Here is a 19,579-nt window from a genome sequence, read left to right as displayed (position 1 = left end):
AATAAATATCAACCAAACTTTAAACAACCTCAACGATAACACGATGATGATTATGGCAAATAATTTAACCGTTATTTATCAACTAAAAACATAGTTGTATATTGCTGTCACCAAACTAACCTTATGAGAAACCTATTCGCAATACTTGCTGTTTATTGCTGTTGTTGTGTCTTTACCGCGTCTGCACAAAATAAACCTGCCTACGTGGTTAAAGGAGCTGTTATTGATACCGCCGCAAAAGTGCCGCTTGACGGCGCTACCGTGACGGTATTAAGCGAGAAAGACTCCGTCCTTCAAAAATTCACTTATACCAGCAAAGGTAACTTCAACCTAACCAACCTGCCGGCCGGTAAATTTTTGCTGCTGGTTACCTATCCCGATTTTGTAGACTATACCGCCGGCTTTTCTTTAGACGCAGCAAATCCACAGAAAGACTTTGGCAATATAGCTATGACCTTAAAATCTAAAATGCTGCATGATGTTATTATCAAAGCCAAGGTAGTAGCTATAAAACTAAAAGGCGATACTACCGAATTTAACGCTGCGGCTTACGCCACACAAAAAAACGCCAAGGTTGAAGATTTGCTAAGGTTGTTGCCCGGCATGCGCATTAATCAAAGTGGCGTAATACTTTTCCAGGGTGAGCAGGTACAAAAGTTTTTGGTTGATGGCGAGGAGTTTTTTGGTGATGACCCGGCGCTGATAACCAAAAATGTGCGTGCCGATATGGTATCAAAGATCCAGGTATATGACGATAAAACCGAGCAGGCCAAAAAAAGTGGCATGGACGATGGTCAAAAAGTAAAAACCATAAATGTGGTACTGCGTGAAGATAAAAAGCGCGGCATATTTGGCAAAGCCGATGCAGGAGCAGGCACCGATAAACGTTACGCCGGGCAAATTATGGCTAATAAGTTTTCGCCGAAGGAGAAAATAGCTGTTTACGGCAATACCGCAAACACCGGCAGCGCAGGTTTGGGCGGCGGCGATAATGATAAATACGGCGGCGGTTTTGGCGACTATGGTTTTGACGGTGTAGGCATACCTGTTGCCCGCGACGGTGGCGGGCATTATGACGGTAGATGGAACAAAGACAAGCAGTCGCTAAATGCCACTTATAAACTGGGCGAATTGAACGTCGACCGCCAGGGTAACTCGGTGTCAAAGATTACTTTACCTGATGGTTTTAACACAACCAACAGCAACAGCAACTCGCAATCGCATAATTTCAGGCAAGATCTTTCTGCCGATTTTAATACGAAACTGGACTCGTTATCAACACTGGAAATCTCAACCTCCGATGCTACCTCAAACGCTTCATCAAAGTCAGACAACAATACCACCACGACCAGGGGTAATGGTGTATTGCTTAATAATAACGCCACTCACAGAACCAGCGACTATAACTTTCGGAGCGGCGAATTTACTGCCGACTATCACCGGCGCTTTAAAAAGCCCGGCCGCACCTTTTCTATGTATGCCGATGTTTACCTTAGTCATTCACAATCTGAAGCTTATCTTAAGTCAGACTTAAATTATTACGATGATAATGGCAAGTTAGATAGCACCACTAAGACAGATCAATACAAGCCATCAACTTCTTACAGCAGAAACCTATATGGTAATTTTCTGTACACGGAGCCACTTGCCAAACAGTTATCGTTAAGTTTTGGTATGAATTTCTCAAACAATCAGAGCCGGAATAATGAGCGATCATTCAATAAATCGGCTTCCGGTGCTTACGATGTACCTGATTTGCTGTATAGTAACGACTATACCACCATAAATGCAAACTACAATTACTACATGTCGCTCAGATATATTTCTGAGAAAATCAGGTTTGCCTTCAGTAACCACCTGGGCGGTATGCACCAAACACAAACCGACAATATATTTGATACCGTGCTTACGCGTAAATACACCAATTTTAACCCGCAGGCCGATGTCTTTTACCGGTTCTCTAAAGCAGCTACCATTTATTTTTGGTATAACGGGCAAACCCAGACACCCTCATTTTATCAGATACAACCGTTGCGCCAAAATAGCGACTTGCTGAACATCACCATTGGTAACCCGCTGCTCAAGCCGGCGTTTTCAAACTCGTTTAACTTTTTTTACCGGGTGTACCAGGCCATTAATGATCAGGGTCTGAACTTAAGAGCTCATTATAATTTTTACACCAATGCCATTGTCAGTAACCGGATGACGGATTCGGCAGGGGTAAACACCTATCAATATTCAAATCTTTCAGCAAAGCATCCCGCCGATTGGCAGGTTTCGTTAGAGATGTATGGGCACCCCAAAAACTCGGGGGTTTTGTTTGATCCGGATGTTAGTATATCCGGAAACAACAGTTACAATTTTGTCAATAATAAATTAAGTATAAATCATAACACCAATTACAGGCTTAATTGGGGAATACGTTACAGCAAACCCAATTACTCGTACAGCGTAGATGTTGCGGGTAGCATCAGCCAAACTGCAGCAAATCTGTTAACGGCTGCCAATAACTCAAAAGGCTATGAAGTGAACTATAAATTGTATACAAGATTGCTGTTTAACTTTTTTATAGGTAGCGATGGCAATTACAACTACACTGCGCCAAACCAGGTATTCCCTACTGCCTTTAGCCGTTTCTTGTTAAAAGCTTATTTCGGCAAAACTTTCCTGAAAGAAGAAAATCTGAAGATCACCCTTACCGGTAATGATTTACTAAACCAAAACACGGGCTATAGCCGCAGTGGCACATCTGATAATTATACCGAGTCTCGCGACATGGTGATCAGGCGGTTCTTCCTGTTCTCTGTTACGTGGGACTTTAGCAAATTTGGCAAATCGGCTCAAACTCAAACACCATCATCGTTATGAAAAACTTTGTAAAAACTATCCTTTTTCTTTTTGCGCTTCATAGCGGTTTAGTGCTTGCGCAGGGTAAACAATTTATAACCGGCGGCACTATTGAGTTTGAGAAAACGCAAAACATGTTTGCCATCATGAAAAATAAAGCCACCCGTGATGATGCCAGTAATAAAGGTTATTATGAGGAATATTTAAAAAGCAGGCCGCAATTTTTAACCTATAACAGCACGCTTATATTTAATGCCAACAGCTCGTTGTTTACACCCATACCCGGCAAATCAATTGAGTGGATGTATGACGCCCCTATTGCCGAACAACTGAATACGGTTTATAACGACTTTACCCACGGCACTACTACCACGCAGAAAGAGTTCTACGAGCGTACCTACCTAATCAAAGACACCCTGCGCAAAATAAAATGGAAGATCACAGACGAAACCCAAACCGTTGCCGGTTACAACTGCCGACGTGCCAATGGCCTGGTTTTAGACTCCATTTATGTGGTAGCTTTTTACGCCGAAGATATCCACGTATCCAGCGGACCGGAGTCATTTACCGGGCTGCCCGGCATGATTCTGAAACTTTCGCTGCCGCATGAGCACGTAAGCTGGGTGGCCACCAAAGTAAGCACCGTTGCTGCCGACGAAAAGAAACTGGTGCCACCAAAAAAAGGTACCGTGGTAAACTATGAACAGATGCACAAGGCATTGGTAGATGCCCAAAGCCGCTGGGGCGAAGTGGGGCGCTACTTTATCAGGGGCTTTTCGTTATAACATCATTTTGTCATATCAACCGGCTAAAATATTCAACAATCGCTTTATTGAGTATTTTAGCCTTAATGAATAAACCGCCAGGCCGCTTATGTATTTTATTTTTGCTCTGCGCGATCTTGTCTGCCTGCAATTCATCCGACCCCAATAAAAACAAAACTGTATTTAATATTAACCTGGACGAAGGCTTAACCTCGCTCGATCCCGCTTTTTGCCGCAACCACAATACCATCTGGATGGACAACCAGCTCTACAACGGCCTGGTGCAGATTGACGACAGCTTGAAAACATCGGCTTGTATTGCCAAAAGCTGGGACATCTCTGCCGATGGTAAGCTATACACCTTCCATCTGCGCAATGATGTAACCTTCCAGGACGATCCGCAGTTTAAAAATGGTGTGGGGCGCAAAGTTATAGCTGCCGATTTTGCATATAGCTTCAGTAGGTTGATTGACCCAAAAGTAGCCTCATCCGGCTCCTGGATCTTTAGCGATAAGATTACCGGTAAACAGGCTTTTCAGGCTTTAAACGATACTACCTTTCGTATTACCTTAAAGCAGCCTTTCGCGCCTTTCATCAGCATGCTTACGGCACAGTATTGCTCGGTAGTACCGCATGAGGTGGTTGATTTTTATGGTAAAGATTTTCGCGATCACCCGGTTGGTACCGGCCCCTTCAGGTTTAAATATTGGAAAGAAGGCGAGGTATTGGTGCTGCTTAAAAACCCAAAGTATTGGGAGAAAGATAACAAGGGCCGGCAGTTACCATACCTTGATGCTATCCGTGGTACTTTTATTGACGACAAGCAAACGTCGTTCATGGAGTTTATTAAGAAAAAGCTCGATTTTTTCAATGATATCGACGGCAGCTACCGCGATGATATCCTCACCAAGTCAGGGCAGATCACCAGCAAATACAAAGGCAAATTTATATTAAGCACCGGGCCTTATTTGAATACCATGTACCTGGGGATGCTGGTGGATACGACGCTGCCGATTGTTAAGCATTCGCCACTGCGCATCCTCAAAATCAGGCAGGCCATCAACTATGCTATCGACAAGCGCAAACTGGTAAAATACCTGCGTAATAGCCTGAGCACTCCCGGCGACCAGGGCTTTGTGCCCAAAGGCATGCCGGGCTTTGATGCTAATTTAAAGGGCTACAGTTATAATCCCGATAAGGTGTGCCAACTGCTGAAAGAAGCCGGATATCCCGAAGGAAAAAACCTGCCGCCCATTACATTAACCACTACCGTAGCCTACCACAACCTGATTGAATACATCCAGGGCGAACTGGAGCGTGCCGGTATTAAAACCAAAATAGAAGTTACCCAAGGCGCCAGCCTGCGCGAAATGGTAGCCAAAAACAACATCAACTTTTTTTATGGCACCTGGATAGCCGACTACCCCGACGCCGAAAATTACCTGTCGCTGTTTTACTCTAAAAATAAGATCCCTTTCGGGCCCAATTACACCGGGTTCAGCAATCCTGCTTTCGACAAACTGTTTGAGCAGGCTTATAATGTAAAGAGTGATGCCGAGCGATATGCGATATACCAACAGATGGACCAGATTATAATGGACAACGCCCCGGTGGTGATATTGTATTATGATAAGCGGGTAAACCTGTATCAAAATAACATATCAGGCTATAGTTTGAATGCGCAAAATTTATTGACGCTAAAGCGGGTGCGAAAATTGTAGAGAAGCAAAATATTGCGTCTCTGGCGAACAAGCAAATCTGTATGTCATTGCGAGCGCAGCGTGGCAATCGCAAGGAGAAAAGCTAAACGCGTGCGATTGCCACGCTGCGCTCGCAATGACAGGTATACAAAAAAGGCCTCTCCAATAGGAAAGGCCTTTCTAATTATATCAATTCCGATATCGAAAATCCGACATCCGAAATAAAATTAAACCATTTGCTTACGAATGATATTCAAAGCGCCACCGGCTTTAAACCACTCAATTTGCTGAGCATTATAAGTATGGTTAACCGGGAAAGACTCGGTAGTACCATCATGGTGATGCAATACAACGGTTAACTGTTTGCCCGGGGCAAAAGTGGTTAAACCGGTGATATCGATCTTATCGTCTTCTTGAATTTTATCGTAATCGTTGCTGTCGGCAAAAGTAATGCCCAGCATACCTTGTTTTTTCAGGTTGGTTTCGTGGATCCGGGCGAAAGATTTCACCAATATAGCACGTACGCCTAAGTGACGTGGCTCCATTGCCGCATGCTCGCGTGATGAACCTTCACCATAGTTCTCGTCGCCGACAACGATACTGCCAATGCCATGCGCTTTGTAATCGCGTTGGGTAGCAGGTACGGGGCCGTATTCGCCGGTTAGTTCGTTTTTAACCGTGTCGGCTAAGCCGTTGAAATAGTTAATAGCGCCAATCAGCATATTGTTGCTGATGTTATCCAGGTGACCACGGAATTTCAACCACGGGCCAGCCATAGAGATATGGTCGGTAGTACATTTACCTTTAGCTTTGATCAACAATTTCAAACCGGTAATATCGGTACCCTCCCAAGGCTTAAACGGATCAAGCAATTGCAGACGAGATGAATTAGGATCAACCTTAACTACTACCTGGCTTCCGTCCTCGGCTGGTGCCTGGTAACCGGCATCTTCAACCGCGTAACCTTTAATTGGCATTTCAAGGCCCAGTGGTTCGTCCAGTTTTACTTTTTCGCCTTTTTCGTTGGTCAGGTAATCTGTAACCGGGTTAAAGGTTAAATCACCAGCGATAGCTAAAGCCGTCACAATTTCTGGCGATGCTACGAAAGCGTGTGTATTAGGGTTACCGTCCTGGCGTTTTGCAAAGTTACGGTTGAAGGAGGTAATGATAGAGTTACGACGGGTAGGATCGTCAGTATGACGCGCCCACTGGCCAATACATGGGCCGCAAGCATTAGCCAATACCACACCACCCATTTTATCGAAAGTATCTAAATAACCATCACGATCTACTGTGTATCGAACCAACTCGCTGCCCGGGGTAATGGTAAATTCAGCCTTAGTTTTTAAACCTTTGTCGATAGCCTGTTTAGCTATCGATGCCGAACGGGTAATGTCCTCGTAAGACGAGTTGGTACAAGAACCAATCAGGCCAACTTCTAAAACTTCAGGCCAGCCGTTCTCTCTAACCGCAGTCGCAAATTTTGATAGCGGCCAGGCCAAATCCGGCGTAAACGGACCGTTAATATGTGGTTCCAGCTCACTCAGGTTAATCTCAATCACCTGGTCAAAATATTGCTCAGGGTTGGCGTAAACCTCAGGGTCGCCGGTTAAATGTTCTTTTATCGCGTTAGCAGCATCGGCAATCTCGCCGCGCTCAGTACCGCGCAGGTAAGTTTCGCTCTTGCTGTCGTAACCAAATACAGATGTGGTAGCACCAATCTCGGCACCCATGTTACAAATGGTACCTTTACCGGTAGCACTTAAAGATTCAGCACCTTCGCCAAAATATTCAACAATAGCACCGGTACCACCTTTAACGGTTAGTATCCCGGCAACTTTCAAGATCACGTCTTTAGCCGATGTCCAGCCAGACAGTTTACCGGTCAGTTTCACACCAATCAGTTTCGGGAATTTTAGCTCCCATGGCAGGCCGGCCATTACGTCGCAGGCATCGGCACCGCCAACACCAATAGCAACCATACCTAAACCACCTGCATTTGGCGTGTGGCTATCGGTACCAATCATCATACCACCCGGGAAAGCATAGTTCTCCAAAACAACCTGGTGAATAATACCTGCACCCGGTTTCCAGAAACCAATGCCGTACTTATCACTTACCGATGCCAGGAAATCATAAACCTCTTTATTTACATCTTTAGCCGTACTCAAATCCGCATCGGCACCAATTTTAGCCTGGATCAGGTGATCGCAATGTACCGTAGAAGGCACAGCAACCTGCGGGCGGCCCGCTTGCATAAACTGCAAAAGCGCCATTTGCGCGGTAGCATCCTGCATGGCCACGCGGTCTGGTGCAAAATCAACATAGTCAACACCACGGCCAAAGGCTTGCTTAGCATCGCCTTCGCTCAGGTGAGCGTATAATATTTTTTCAGTTAAAGTCAGGTGTTTACCGGTCGCGGTACGTGCAGCAGCCACACGGGTGCTGTAGCGATCGTAAACCTTTTTGATCATGTCTAAATCAAAAGCCATTTTTCTATATTTAAGTAAGCAGGTATAAACGTATTACCCTATTTGCGGCGGGCTTCTCTCCCCCGTTCAGATAGGTGTGCGGCGAATTTACAAAATATAACAATTAAACCGAAGTGCTGTAATGTCACAATCTTATTTGGAAATGTTCTAAGTTGAATGTGCGGATGTGCAAATATGCAGATTCTTTGATTTGAGAATTTGAGAATTAAATTTCCCCTCTTGAGAGGGGGCGCGATGAGACAGTGCTGCTGCAGGGGTGTGTTAACGAGGCGACCAGCAAAAGCCCCGGCCCTGCGCGATTCCCTCCCCACGGGAGGGGAAGGGAGGGGTTTAGCCAAGCGACAGGTAGAGATTATTTGACTGGATTATTTGAAGACAAAAATATCGAACACCGAATTCTGAATGATGAATCATGAAATACTTCGACGTTGGATATTCAACATTCATTGTTCGATATTCAAAATAAGGGCGTTTCCGCCTTTAGGCGGACCGCGCTATCCGCTTATACGGCTTCAGGCATTAGGCGCTTGGCCGGTATCCGCTCCTATCGCTAACGCAGTTTGTCCGTTCGCTAAATTGCCAGGATCAAAAGGACAAGCGGACAAACAGGAGAAACGACCATCCTGCCCAACATAATCAACTAGTTTTCAAGCACTAACAAAGCACAATCAACGCAGATAACCGATTAGAATGAGTCTCAACAACGCTAATAATCACTATCTTGGCTGCATGGCAAGAAACTGGATAGACCACCTTAATCTGCAACCCCACCCCGAGGGCGGCTATTACAAAGAAGTATTTCGCTCAGCAAATTGCGTATTGCGTGAGGGCGCAACCCAAGTGAGGCAAGCCTGTACCTCTATCTATTACCTGCTGGAGGCGGGCGACTTCTCCGGCTTTCACCGGCTGGCGTCTGACGAGTTATGGTATTTTCATACCGGCGTGGCGTTGCATATCCATGTAATTGCAGACAAAGGCCAATACAGCCTCATTGAACTAAGCGACCTGCCCTCCGGCAACCTTCAAGCCGTCATACCATGCAACACCTGGTTTGCGGCCGAGCTGCCCACCTATAACGGCTTTACCCTGGTAAGCTGCGCCGTAGCCCCCGGTTTTGACTTTGCCGAATTTGAAATGGCCAAATGCGCAGACATGCTTGCCACCTACCCACAGCACCGCAAATTGTTGAAGAGGTTGTGCAGACAATAATGATTATTTAAACTTCCTGTCACCCTGAGCTATGCTCAGGATGACAAAAAAGTACATTTGCAACTCACCAACAATATTTATAATTTTATAGTTCACTAAACCTAATGCATATGAAAAAGATGATTTTATTGGCTCTTGCCGGTTTGCCCGTATTTGTTTTTGCACAAGGAAATAAATTTTCAATAGAAGGGTCCATCGGTAAATTAAATGCGCCGGCTAAAGTATACCTACGCTATACGCTTGGTAATACAACCGTTAATGATTCTTCGGAGGTAAAAGAAGGCAAATTTCAATTGAGCGGGCTAACCGATGCCGACGCCCTGGTGTCGGGTTACCTGATGCTTAATCAACAAGGCACCGGCGCTTCTTATAAAGATTACCAGCAAATTTTCCTGGAACCGGGGACCATTACTGTAACCGGCGACAACGCAATCAGGTCGGCAAAAGTTACAGGCACCAAAACCAACGACGAACAAACAAAATACAAAGCCTCGCTTGATGCTATTTATCATAGCTATGATGCTTTCAACCAAAAAGCGGCATCGCTCACCGTAGACGACAGAAACTCTGAGGCATTTCAAAAAGAAGTTAAAAATGCCCAAAAGGATATCAGCTTGAAAATAAAGCAGGCAAATGGAAAATTCATCAAAGAAAACCCCGACTCATACCTTGACGCCGACCTACTGCAAAACATGGCCTACAGTTCTGATTACCCCGAGCTGGCATCGTTATATGACGGCCTGAGTCCCAAAGTTAAGGCAAGCCCCAGCGCTAAAAACTTTGCCGAAATGCTGCCCAAATTAAAGAGCGTTGCCATTGGCGCCACCGCGCCGGAGTTTGCCCAGGCCGATACTGCCGGCAATATGGTTAGCCTGTCATCATTCAAGGGTAAGTATGTTTTGGTTGATTTTTGGGCATCATGGTGCGGGCCTTGTCGTGCCGAAAACCCTAACGTAGTTAAAGCTTACGATCGCTATAAAGGCCAGAAATTTACGATCCTTGGCGTATCGTTAGATCAACCCGGAGCCAAAGCCAAATGGGAAGCTGCTATTCAAAAAGATGGCCTTACCTGGACCGAAATATCCGACCTTAAATATTGGAAAAACGAAGCTGCCCAGCTATATGCTGTTCGCGCCATACCTCAAAACTTTTTGCTTGACCCTAACGGCAAGATCATCGCCAAAAACCTTCGCGGCGAAGATTTGGATAATAAGCTGGAAGAATTGTTCGGCAAGCTGTAGAAGCAGACAGAAAATCGAGAAAACAGAAAAGCCCGGAAGAAAGTATTTGTATACCTTTCTTCCGGGCTTTTTTGTTGATCATTAACCGATCCGTCATTGTGAGCGAGGTACGAGCGTGACAATCTCTAGCCGCTCGTATTGATAATCTCTCATAGCAAGCGCCAGCGTGGCAATCGCGAATTTTAATCCACCACGTCATTGTGAGCGAGGTACGAGCGTGACAATCTCCGGATCGTGTATTTACAATCTGTCATTGCGAGCGCCAGCGTGGCAATCGCGAATTTTAATCCACCACGTCATTGTGAGCGAGGTACGAGCGTGACAATCTCTAGCCATCGCGTCATTGCGAGGAACGAAGACAACCGAGCGCTAGCGAGCTCATTGATTCCTTTAAAAAACAATTAAATAATCAATAATCTCTACACATGCTAAGCTAATTTGTGAAGTCAAGAGTACGCTGGGCGGTGGCCTGCGCTGCATACTCGCGCCAGCTTCGAGGCTTTATTATCTGACATGGTGGTGTAGGCACAAGTACGCCATTCTTTTAGCCTACGCCGCATACTTGCGCCAGCTTGGTGGAAGAATTGTTCGGAAAATTGTAAAGAGTTTCAGAAATTTAAAAGCCCGAAAGAAAGCATTGTAAGATGCTGCCTTTCGGGCTTTTTTGTTGTTGGCTTTGCCGGTCTTACATTAACGGGTGTGCCTTGCACTTCCCCCGCGTTAGCGATTGCAACGGATACCGGCCATCGCGCCTAATGCCTCGAGCAGTATGAGTGGAAAGCGCGGGGTCCGCTTCTATCGGCGGGGCAACGCCATGATTATTTGGCAACTTGATGTTATTAGTGCCGTCTGTAGCAAAACAAGCCTTACGAAGCTTGAGAAACTCCGTAAGGCTTGGGGTGATAGTTTATTTTAGCGCGTTCTGGTAAAACACCTCGGCATCATTTTTTAGTTTTTCGTCTGTTTCTTTACTTACGTATACCATGTGGCCGGCTTTGTAATAGTTGGTTACAATGTTACCGCGCAGGTCTGGGCGCAAACCCATGTGGCTAATCACATATTCGGCGTTGTAAACGGGGGTAGCCAGGTCATAATAACCACAAACCATATTCACTTTAAGGTGCGGGTTTGATGTCATGGCACTACGCAACGTTTCGGATACATCCAGGTAAGCATTTTGTGTGTTTTTATAGCTCCATGGCCAAACGCTGGTTAATGCCTCATAAGGTATGTCGTTGCGGTAATTCAAATCCTTGCGTACATAAGCATTAAAAGCGCCTACAAACAGGCCGCTCAGGTTGGCATCGCTTGGGTCGTAAGTTGGCGTTTCGCCGGCATCATCGGCATCCTCACCGCTAAAGCGGCTATCGTAGCGGCCCACTATCTTGCCTTCGTTGCGCAGTACTTCTTTAAAAAAACGCGAATCTGTAATACGCTCGTTAGCGCGTTTTATATAGTCTTTCGAGATGCCGGTAAAATAATTTAACGAGTCTACCACCAGGTTGGTCAATGCAGCCGGGGCCTGATCGCCCAGGCTCAAAAACCGCGAGTAGGTGCCATTGGCAAAGATCTCTGATTTTTTAGTCAGATCTGCCGGCGAAAGGCTCTCCAAATCGGCACTTAATTGATGGTAATAAGCTGCTGTGTTGGCGTAAGTTGGTAAAAAATAGATATAGGGCATATCATTACCATTCTTAAAATCAATCAGCTGGAAATTCAGTACGGACGAGATCAGCGTAATGCCGTTTAAATAAATATTATAACGCTCTGCCAAATAACCCGACAAGCCCGCCGCGCGGGTAGTACCGTAGCTTTCGCCGGCTATAAATTTAGGGCTTCCCCAGCGCTCATTTTTGGTGATATACAGCCTGATGAAATCGCCAACCGATGCCAGGTCTTCGTTATAACCATGAAACTGATTTACATCGACACCCTTATAGGCCCTGCTGTAACCGGTTGATATTGGGTCTATAAACACCAGGTCGGTAAAGGCCAGCCAGGTATGCGGGTTTTCGCCATATTCGTAAGGTGCTGCCGGGGCATCGCCTTTATCGTTAGCATACTTTACATGCACCGGCGATATGCCACCCATGTGCAGCCATATAGAGGCCGACCCGGGGCCGCCGTTAAACACAAAAGTTACCGGTCGTTTTTCTTTGCTTTGAGGCGCATTGGTAGCTGTATAGGCTACGTAAAATATTTTGGCAATCAGCTTTTCGTCCTTATCGCGCATGGGCATGTAGCCGGTGGTAGCCTTGTAGGTAACTGTTTTACCATCGACAGTTACACTATGAGAAGTAACAACGGGTTTGTCGGGCACGGTGTCCCTTTTTTCAACGGTCGAGTCTTTTACAATTACAGACACACTGCGCTTTGCCTGCGCAAACAAACAAGTGCCAAACATGGTGAGCACCAGGGTTGAATAGATAAATTTCATGTTTAATGATCAGAGATTAATTTTTGAAAGAGTTCAGTTAATTTGAACTAAAGATATCAATTTATCGGGAAAATGTGCGGATGTGTAGATGTGCGGATATGCAATATTATTAATGAATTAATTTGATGATAAGTGCGCAGGGTTCCCCTCCTGAAAGGGGCAGGGGTGTGTCAACCGCGCGACCGGCAAAAGCCAAGCCCCGTGCGTTTCCCTCCCCACGGGAGGGGCAGGACAAGATTGGCAGGCAGACAACTAGTTAAGCTTGGCAGCAGTACCGGTACCCGTAGTAGCTCCGTCGCCGGTTATAGTCAGCGTATAAGTATCTGTCGAGCGGCTGAAACTGTTGGTAGCTGTTTGGTTTATCCAGTCGGTTTGTTTCCACCTGGTGCCGTAATTGCTTATCGGCGCAGCATAATAATTTAGCTGGCTCGAGGTGCTTGAATAGTTGCTGTCGGAAAACTGATAAGCGTCGAAATTATACATGGCAGTGCCGTACCAACCCATTAAAAACTGGTCGGAATTAGCTGAAGTTTCGTCAAGCGACGGTACCGTTGCCGTAGTGGCGACACCGATATGCAGCGTCTTCATGTAATAATAAGCATGGTCGCCGCGCGATTTAAAATCAGCCAGTGTATTATAAGCCGTTGGCCCTACCAGCAAATGCTCCAGCAGGTAATAATCGCCGGCACCCAAATGGCAATCTGTGCCGCCCAGTGCGTCGGCCGGGTTATAGGCGTTAGCAAATACCGATAATGATTTACTATGCGCATAATCTATCAGCTGGTTCTGCCTGGCGCGGGTAACCTGAAAGTCGGACCCGAAGTTATGGCCAAACACCCCCGTTACACCCATAGCCTGCCAGCCGTCAACAGCGGCGGTAATATCGGCCACGCTCAGGTTTTGGGTGGTAATGCCCATGTCTATATAGCCATATATTTTAATGGTTGGCTTGGCAGCCTTTAGCCCGGCTATGATCTGTTTGGCGTTAGCGTAGTCGCCGTGGGTTGTTCTCCAGATCTGGTCGCCAAACACCAGGATATCAAATTGTGCAAATACCGCAATGGCTTTATTAATGTCGCCATTACTGCCATTAACCGCACTTGGCCAGGCATAATAAATACCCAGAGCAAGCGGCGCAGTCGGCTTGTCTTTTACCGATGCTACCGGCAGTGTAGGCGTATAGGTATAGGTCTTGCTGGTACCATCGGCAGCAGTGATAGTAAATTGCTGAGCGATACTAAAATCAAGCGCAGTGCCTGCAGGCAGGGTAGCACTGGCGTTACCGGCTGCTTTTACAACCGGCACCAGTTGGGTAGGGTCCGTACCCGGTGGGATAGTAACTTTAACCGTACCGGCCGACTGATCTATAGTAGCCGTTACACCCGGCGTAGTAAACGTAATGGATATTAACTCATCTGTACCATTGCTTCCCGGCGTGGTTTCTTTCCTGCAGCCCAACACACCCACACACAGCACACATAAAAAAATATACAAATTCTTCATCACCAATTAAATTCTATGCTATATCCTATTCGTTATGGTTCCATAAACAACAAGTATGCCCGTTTCACGATTTTAGGAGTTTTACAGGTAAAACTTCTTACAACTTGCCCGACTACCGCTATAACGCCTGGCCCGCAACTGTGGCAGCCGCGCCCCAAATTTTCTCGGCGGCTAAAGCTTATTACGTTTTTAGGGATGGGTTGGTTTCGCCCGTCCGCTGTGAGGTTAGGACAGAAATGGACGGGTGGACAGGATTTCTCCTTTTTTGTCATCCTGAGCATAGCGAAGGATCTTATACGCTTTGCTTGTCGCTTATACAAGATCCTTCGCATCCGCTCAGGATGACAAATTTGATATTGTATTTGTAAGCTGTTAATTGTGAGTGATAGCGTGACGATCTCCATAGTGATAAGCGGTGCGGCGACACAAAGGGCGTTCCCGCTGGTAGAAGCGGGCCGGGCTTTCCATTCATACGCCTTCAAGGCCTTATCCGCCTTTAGGCGGACGGTATCCATTTCAATCCCTAACGCAAGAAGAGTTTGTCCGTCCGAAAAAGAGTGGTGTATGAAAAAATAGATGGACAGTTTGCAGCGTCGCGCCCAACATCCCTCCCCATCCCGTCATTATGAGCGAGGTACGAGCGCGACGACCGACCGTAGGGAGCTCATTGATACCTTTAAAAACTATTAACCATCAATAATCTCCGGAACGCGTTGTAGCACTCATCATGCTGTCATTGCGAGCGCTAGCGTGGCAATCGCGAACTTGAACGGCCTACCTCGTCGCTTTTATAGCGCTCATGGCCGCTAAGGCCTAATCCTTTTTCCTTGATGAAAAAGGACCAAAAAATCAAGTCATACGGAAGGCTTCTTTGCGCGCTGTGGCCTTTCCCCCGCAAATCAGGTAAAACCTGGGGAGGGGGCCTGTTGCCGCCGGTTGTCGCACTTAGGCCGAAGCTTCAGGCAACATTCCTAACACCCCTGCAGCCGCACCGCCCAACATCGTTTTACCCGATTTCGCCCGAAGCTCTCCGTCTGACGGGTTGGACGCTATCATTTAGTGTTACCGTCATGCTGAACTTGTTTCAGCATCTCCGTGTGCAAAGTAAACCAGCGCGTGTTCTCACCACCACCTCTTTATGACTAACGAAGCAATCTATGCAAGTCACAAGCGGACGTTTGCGCCAGACTGGGCTGTTGACATACGCGACACCCGTGCCTCACTTAAGAAACTATAAATTACTTCTCAGAAGTTAGCTTGTAGGACTGCCCAGACTTCTTAACTCTTGTTTAATAGCTTTGTAATGATTAGTTTGATAAGGCTTTAAAACCGAAAGTAGATGCTTACTAATTTGTATATAGTAGCTTGACACTTCACTTTGATTGTAGCGCTTTGCTAACGCAATAAAATCGTAAAAATAACTTTCACATCCTTTAAAATCGAATAGTCTTTCTGACTTAATTACAAATAGGGCTGTCGTTAAATTATTGATGTTTTCAGAAAGGTTGTGAAACAGATGCCTCCGCCCTGTTTCACCGTGAAACAAAAAATGACTTAAACGTCATAAATTGTGTTTCATTTTGTTTCACTTGTTTTTATTAAAGCTCTATTAATCAATAATTTATATAAAATTCTTGTTTCACTGTTTCATTTGTTGCATATATGCGTGAAACAAAACAGGGTTGCTAAACGCTGCCATTAGGTTTAACAACAAATCTTAAAAACCGGTCTGCTATCTGTTAGTGCCAATCACTAAATTAGCGTCGCCAAACAACAAACATACATTATGAAATCAATCGAAATTATCTCCATCCCGGTTACAGACCAGCAGCGGGCCAAGCAGTTTTATATGGAGCTGGGCTTTGAAGTGATGGTTGAAGCGCCTTTTCAGGGCGACGCGCTATGGGTGCAAATGGGTTTACCGGGTGCGCAGGTGCCCAGCATTACCCTGGTAACCTGGTTTGACGCTATGCCGCCGGGCTGCATTGACGGACTGGTGATTAAAACCGACGACATACACCGCGACGTTGCCGAACTGCATGCTAAAGGCATTGATATCAGCAAACCCGACAAAACGCCCTGGGGCCTCTTCGCCAGCGTGCAGGACCCGGATGGGAACAGGATTAGCTTGCACCAGTAATACTGGTTTTTGTCATTGCGAGCGAGGAACGAGCGTGGCAATCGCGAACATTGCATCCTTGCGATTGCCACGCTACGCTCGCAATGACAGATTGGGTTAGCGCTTTACCCCAAATCGTTCTGCTAAGAACGCGCCGGTATAGCTGTCTTTAACTTTGATCAGATCTTCGGGCAGGCCCTCGAATACTACTTTGCCGCCGCGGTCGCCACCTTCGGGGCCGATGTCTATTACCCAGTCGGCACACTTGATGACGTCCATGTTATGCTCTATCACGATGATGGTGTTGCCATGCTCCAACAGGGCGTCGAACGACTTGAGGAGCTTCTTGATATCGGCAAAGTGCAGGCCGGTGGTAGGTTCGTCAAAGATGAACAGCGTTTTGTGTGGGTTGTTACCCTTCACCAGGAACGATGCCAGCTTGATCCGCTGCGCCTCGCCACCCGAAAGGGTGTTTGACGATTGCCCCAGCTGCACATAGCCCAAACCTACGTCAAACAAAGGTCTGATCCTGGCAATGATCTTGGGTTCTGAGGCAAAGAACTCCAGCGCGTCTTCAATGGTCATGGCCAGTACGTCGGCCACGTTCTTGTCTTCGTAGGTGATATCCAGAATGTGCTGTTTGAAGCGCTTGCCGCCGCAGGTTTCGCAGGTTAGGAAGATGTCGGCCATAAACTGCATCTCAATCTTCACCTCGCCCTCGCCCTGGCAAACATCGCAACGGCCACCTTCCACATTAAAGGAGAAGGCCGATGGTTTCAGTCCCGCCGCTTTAGCTGCCGGGCGTGCCGCATACAGGTTGCGGATCTCGTCCCAGGCCTTCACATAAGTAACCGGGTTAGAGCGCGATGAACGGCCTATCGGGTTCTGGTCGACAAGCTCAACCTGTTCTATCTTGCTGTAGTCGCCCTCAATGGCATCGTAGCTGCCGGTTTGCTCGCCGTTGTAGTTGCCTAATGTCTTTTGCAAGGCAGGCGCCAAAATGCGTTTAACCAAACTGGTTTTACCCGAGCCTGACACACCCGTAACGGCCGTAAATACCCCTAGTGGGAACTTGGCGTTAACGTGCTGCAGGTTGTTCTCGCGCGCACCCTTGATCTCTATAAAATCGTTCCATTTACGGCGCTGGGCCGGTATGGCTATCTCTTCTTTACCGCTCAGGTATCTGCCGGTCAAGCTGTTGTCGTCTTTGATAATGGCTGCGTAATCGCCGCTGAAGATCAGCTCGCCGCCGTGGGTACCGGCCGCAGGGCCAATGTCGATGATATGGTCGGCAGCCTTCATGATCTCTTCCTCGTGCTCAACCACCAACACCGTATTACCCACATCGCGCAGCGATTTCAATACGGTGATCAAACGCTGGGTATCGCGCGGGTGCAGGCCGATGCTTGGTTCGTCCAACACATAGATCGATCCCACCAAACTACTCCCCAAAGAGGTCGCCAGGTTGATCCGCTGCGACTCGCCACCTGATAGGGTGTTCGACAAACGGTTCAAGGTCAGATAACTCAAACCCACATCATTCAAAAACACCAGTCGATTGGTGATCTCGGTGAGCAGACGCTTGCCTACTTTGGTATCGGTTTCGTTAAGTTTTAGGGTCTCAAAGAACACCTGTGCCTTATCCAAAGCCATCAGCACAATGTCGGTTATCGACTTGCCTTCTATCTTTACAAACGTAGCGTCATGACGTAAGCGACTGCCTTTACAATCGGGGCAGGTAGTTTTACCGCGGTAGCGGGATAGCATAACACGGTATTGGATCTTGTAGGTTTGCGCCTCCATCTCCTTAAAGAACTCGTCAAGGCCACGGAAGTACTTGTTACCCGTCCACAGCAGGCGTTGCTGCTCTTCAGTCAGCTGGTTATACTGGCGATGGATGGGGAAGTCGAACTTTAAAGAATTCTTTACCAGCACATCGTTCCATTCGCGCATCTTTTCGCCGCGCCATGGGGCAATAGCGCCCTCATACACGGTTTTGCTTTTGTCGGGGATAACCAGGTCCTCATCAATACCAATCACCTTGCCATAGCCCTCGCAGCGTTTACAAGCCCCATAAGGGTTATTAAAGCTAAAGAAGTTTGGCGTAGGCTCCTCGAAACGGATACCGTCCAGCTCAAAGCGGTCGCAAAAGAAACGTTGGTGTTCTTCACCATCAGGCTCCTGATAATATACAAAGCAATCGCCTTTGCCTTCAAAGAAAGCAGTTTGTATGGAGTCGCCCAGGCGGCTCAAGGTTTCGTCAGTATTATCTTTAGTTACCCGGTCTATGACGATCTTGAGCCCGTGCTCGTTGATCAGGCCCTGGTCGGCTATGGTTTCATCCTCCAGTAAAGCTTCAATGCGCGATACCTTGCCGTCGTACTCTACCCTCACAAAGCCTTTTTGCATCAGTACTGCCAGTTCTTCTTTCAGGCTGCGGTTATTGTGCGGATGCAGGGGGCAAAGTATGGTGGCCTGACTGTCGTCGGCCAAAGTCATAATAAAATTGATGACATCGGTAACAGAATCCTTCTTCACCACCCCGCCAGATACCGGCGAAATGGTTTTGCCAATACGCGAAAACAGCAACTTCAGGTAATCATAGATCTCGGTAGACGTACCTACAGTAGACCGTGGATTTGAGGTAATAACTTTCTGCTCGATAGCAATAGCTGGCGCGATGCCTTTTATATAATCGACATCAGGCTTGTTCATCCTGCCCAAAAACTGCCGCGCATAGGCCGAAAGGCTCTCTACGTAGCGGCGCTGACCCTCGGCATACAAAGTATCAAAAGCCAGGGACGATTTGCCCGAACCCGACATTCCGGTAATTACAACCAGTTTATTCTTAGGGATGGCCACATCCAGGTTCTTGAGGTTATGCACCCGGCTGCCTTTGATGATGATATGTTTTTTAGGATCTTTATCTGCTTCGTTCATTCGTTATTGTTCATGGTTAATGGTTCATAGGCAATAGTTTCATTAGTTAAATGGCACCTATTATTATGCCAAACAAACTATAAACCATGAACTATAAACTATTAACAATCTTTGTGTTAAACCTTTTCAAAAAGTATCAGTCTAATAGAGCATAGCCAACAATTGAGTCGATTTCTTTGAAAGTGCAAAAATCCTAAAATATTTAGCAGTATCCAAATAACATTGCGATGCAAAAAATATTATGACAGAAAAAAATTATTTGCTTTTTACGATGAAAATTGTTTTATTTGATGTAACAATTTTATTCACCCCTAAAAGGAAATTTAT

At 46.5% G+C, this 19,579-nt stretch carries 10 protein-coding genes; 6 read left to right on the top strand and 4 right to left on the bottom strand.

The window, feature by feature from the left end:
* The first annotated feature begins 123 nt into the window (after positions 1-123).
* The 3 genes from HB679_RS17730 to HB679_RS17720 all read left to right on the top strand — a co-directional run bounded on the left by HB679_RS17730 (position 124) and on the right by HB679_RS17720 (position 5,332).
* Complete coding sequence (locus HB679_RS17730; RefSeq protein WP_214073353.1) at positions 124-2,868, top strand: outer membrane beta-barrel protein; 2,745 nt, start codon at positions 124-126, stop codon at positions 2,866-2,868.
* Entirely contained in the window at positions 2,865-3,632 is a 768-nt protein-coding gene (locus HB679_RS17725; protein ID WP_214073352.1) for a GLPGLI family protein, read from the top strand. Before HB679_RS17730 ends, HB679_RS17725 begins: the two co-directional genes overlap by 4 nt.
* A 65-nt stretch (positions 3,633-3,697) precedes the next feature.
* The gene (locus tag HB679_RS17720) at positions 3,698-5,332 is read left to right on the top strand and encodes an ABC transporter substrate-binding protein (RefSeq protein ID WP_214073351.1); all 1,635 of its coding nucleotides are present in this window, start codon (positions 3,698-3,700) and stop codon (positions 5,330-5,332) included.
* Between the two features lie 206 nt (positions 5,333-5,538).
* On the opposite strand, the gene HB679_RS17715 is transcribed toward HB679_RS17720, so the two are convergent.
* Positions 5,539-7,803: an aconitate hydratase gene (locus HB679_RS17715; protein ID WP_214073350.1), complete on the bottom strand. Its 2,265-nt coding sequence runs from the start codon at positions 7,801-7,803 to the stop codon at positions 5,539-5,541.
* Between the two features lie 729 nt (positions 7,804-8,532).
* On the opposite strand from HB679_RS17715, the gene HB679_RS17710 reads away from it, so the two are divergent.
* Together HB679_RS17710 and HB679_RS17705 are read left to right on the top strand one after the other, a co-directional pair.
* The gene (locus HB679_RS17710) at positions 8,533-9,012 is read left to right on the top strand and encodes a cupin domain-containing protein (protein ID WP_214073349.1); all 480 of its coding nucleotides are present in this window, start codon (positions 8,533-8,535) and stop codon (positions 9,010-9,012) included.
* A 110-nt stretch (positions 9,013-9,122) separates the two neighbouring features.
* Positions 9,123-10,253 carry a TlpA disulfide reductase family protein gene (locus HB679_RS17705; protein WP_214073348.1) on the top strand — a complete coding sequence of 377 codons (1,131 nt, stop codon included), beginning with the start codon at positions 9,123-9,125 and terminating at the stop codon, positions 10,251-10,253.
* Between the two features lie 907 nt (positions 10,254-11,160).
* On the opposite strand, the gene HB679_RS17700 is transcribed toward HB679_RS17705, so the two are convergent.
* Both HB679_RS17700 and HB679_RS17695 read right to left on the bottom strand, forming a co-directional pair.
* Complete coding sequence (locus tag HB679_RS17700) at positions 11,161-12,690, bottom strand: hypothetical protein (protein WP_214073347.1); 1,530 nt, start codon at positions 12,688-12,690, stop codon at positions 11,161-11,163.
* Positions 12,691-12,942: 252 nt separating this feature from the next.
* The gene (locus tag HB679_RS17695) at positions 12,943-14,193 is read right to left on the bottom strand and encodes a hypothetical protein (RefSeq protein ID WP_214073346.1); all 1,251 of its coding nucleotides are present in this window, start codon (positions 14,191-14,193) and stop codon (positions 12,943-12,945) included.
* 1,786 nt (positions 14,194-15,979) lie between these two features.
* On the opposite strand from HB679_RS17695, the gene HB679_RS17690 reads away from it, so the two are divergent.
* Positions 15,980-16,333, top strand: coding sequence for a VOC family protein (locus tag HB679_RS17690; protein WP_214073345.1), 354 nt, complete (start codon positions 15,980-15,982; stop codon positions 16,331-16,333).
* Between the two features lie 96 nt (positions 16,334-16,429).
* Here the strand turns inward: HB679_RS17690 and uvrA are convergent, their stop codons facing one another.
* Positions 16,430-19,252 (bottom strand): excinuclease ABC subunit UvrA, encoded by a 2,823-nt coding sequence (gene uvrA / locus HB679_RS17685; RefSeq protein WP_214073344.1) that lies wholly within the window; start codon positions 19,250-19,252, stop codon positions 16,430-16,432.
* Positions 19,253-19,579: the final 327 nt, after the last annotated feature.

The organism is Mucilaginibacter sp. dw_454, assembly GCF_018449775.1.
Taxonomy (GTDB): Bacteria; Bacteroidota; Bacteroidia; order Sphingobacteriales; family Sphingobacteriaceae; genus Mucilaginibacter.
This window is presented reverse-complemented; position numbering and strand designations above follow the sequence as displayed.

What these genes read in the sequence shown, in the direction of transcription:
- HB679_RS17710 (WP_214073349.1), top strand. Translation starts at nt 8,533, where the DNA reads ATGGCAAGAAACTGGATAGACCACCTTAATCTGCAACCCCACCCCGAG.
- HB679_RS17725 (WP_214073352.1), top strand. Translation starts at nt 2,865, where the DNA reads ATGAAAAACTTTGTAAAAACTATCCTTTTTCTTTTTGCGCTTCATAGC.
- HB679_RS17720 (WP_214073351.1), top strand. Translation starts at nt 3,698, where the DNA reads ATGAATAAACCGCCAGGCCGCTTATGTATTTTATTTTTGCTCTGCGCG.
- HB679_RS17715 (WP_214073350.1), bottom strand. Translation starts at nt 7,803, where the DNA reads ATGGCTTTTGATTTAGACATGATCAAAAAGGTTTACGATCGCTACAGC.
- HB679_RS17690 (WP_214073345.1), top strand. Translation starts at nt 15,980, where the DNA reads ATGAAATCAATCGAAATTATCTCCATCCCGGTTACAGACCAGCAGCGG.
- HB679_RS17705 (WP_214073348.1), top strand. Translation starts at nt 9,123, where the DNA reads ATGAAAAAGATGATTTTATTGGCTCTTGCCGGTTTGCCCGTATTTGTT.
- uvrA (WP_214073344.1), bottom strand. Translation starts at nt 19,252, where the DNA reads ATGAACGAAGCAGATAAAGATCCTAAAAAACATATCATCATCAAAGGC.
- HB679_RS17695 (WP_214073346.1), bottom strand. Translation starts at nt 14,193, where the DNA reads ATGAAGAATTTGTATATTTTTTTATGTGTGCTGTGTGTGGGTGTGTTG.
- HB679_RS17700 (WP_214073347.1), bottom strand. Translation starts at nt 12,690, where the DNA reads ATGAAATTTATCTATTCAACCCTGGTGCTCACCATGTTTGGCACTTGT.
- HB679_RS17730 (WP_214073353.1), top strand. Translation starts at nt 124, where the DNA reads ATGAGAAACCTATTCGCAATACTTGCTGTTTATTGCTGTTGTTGTGTC.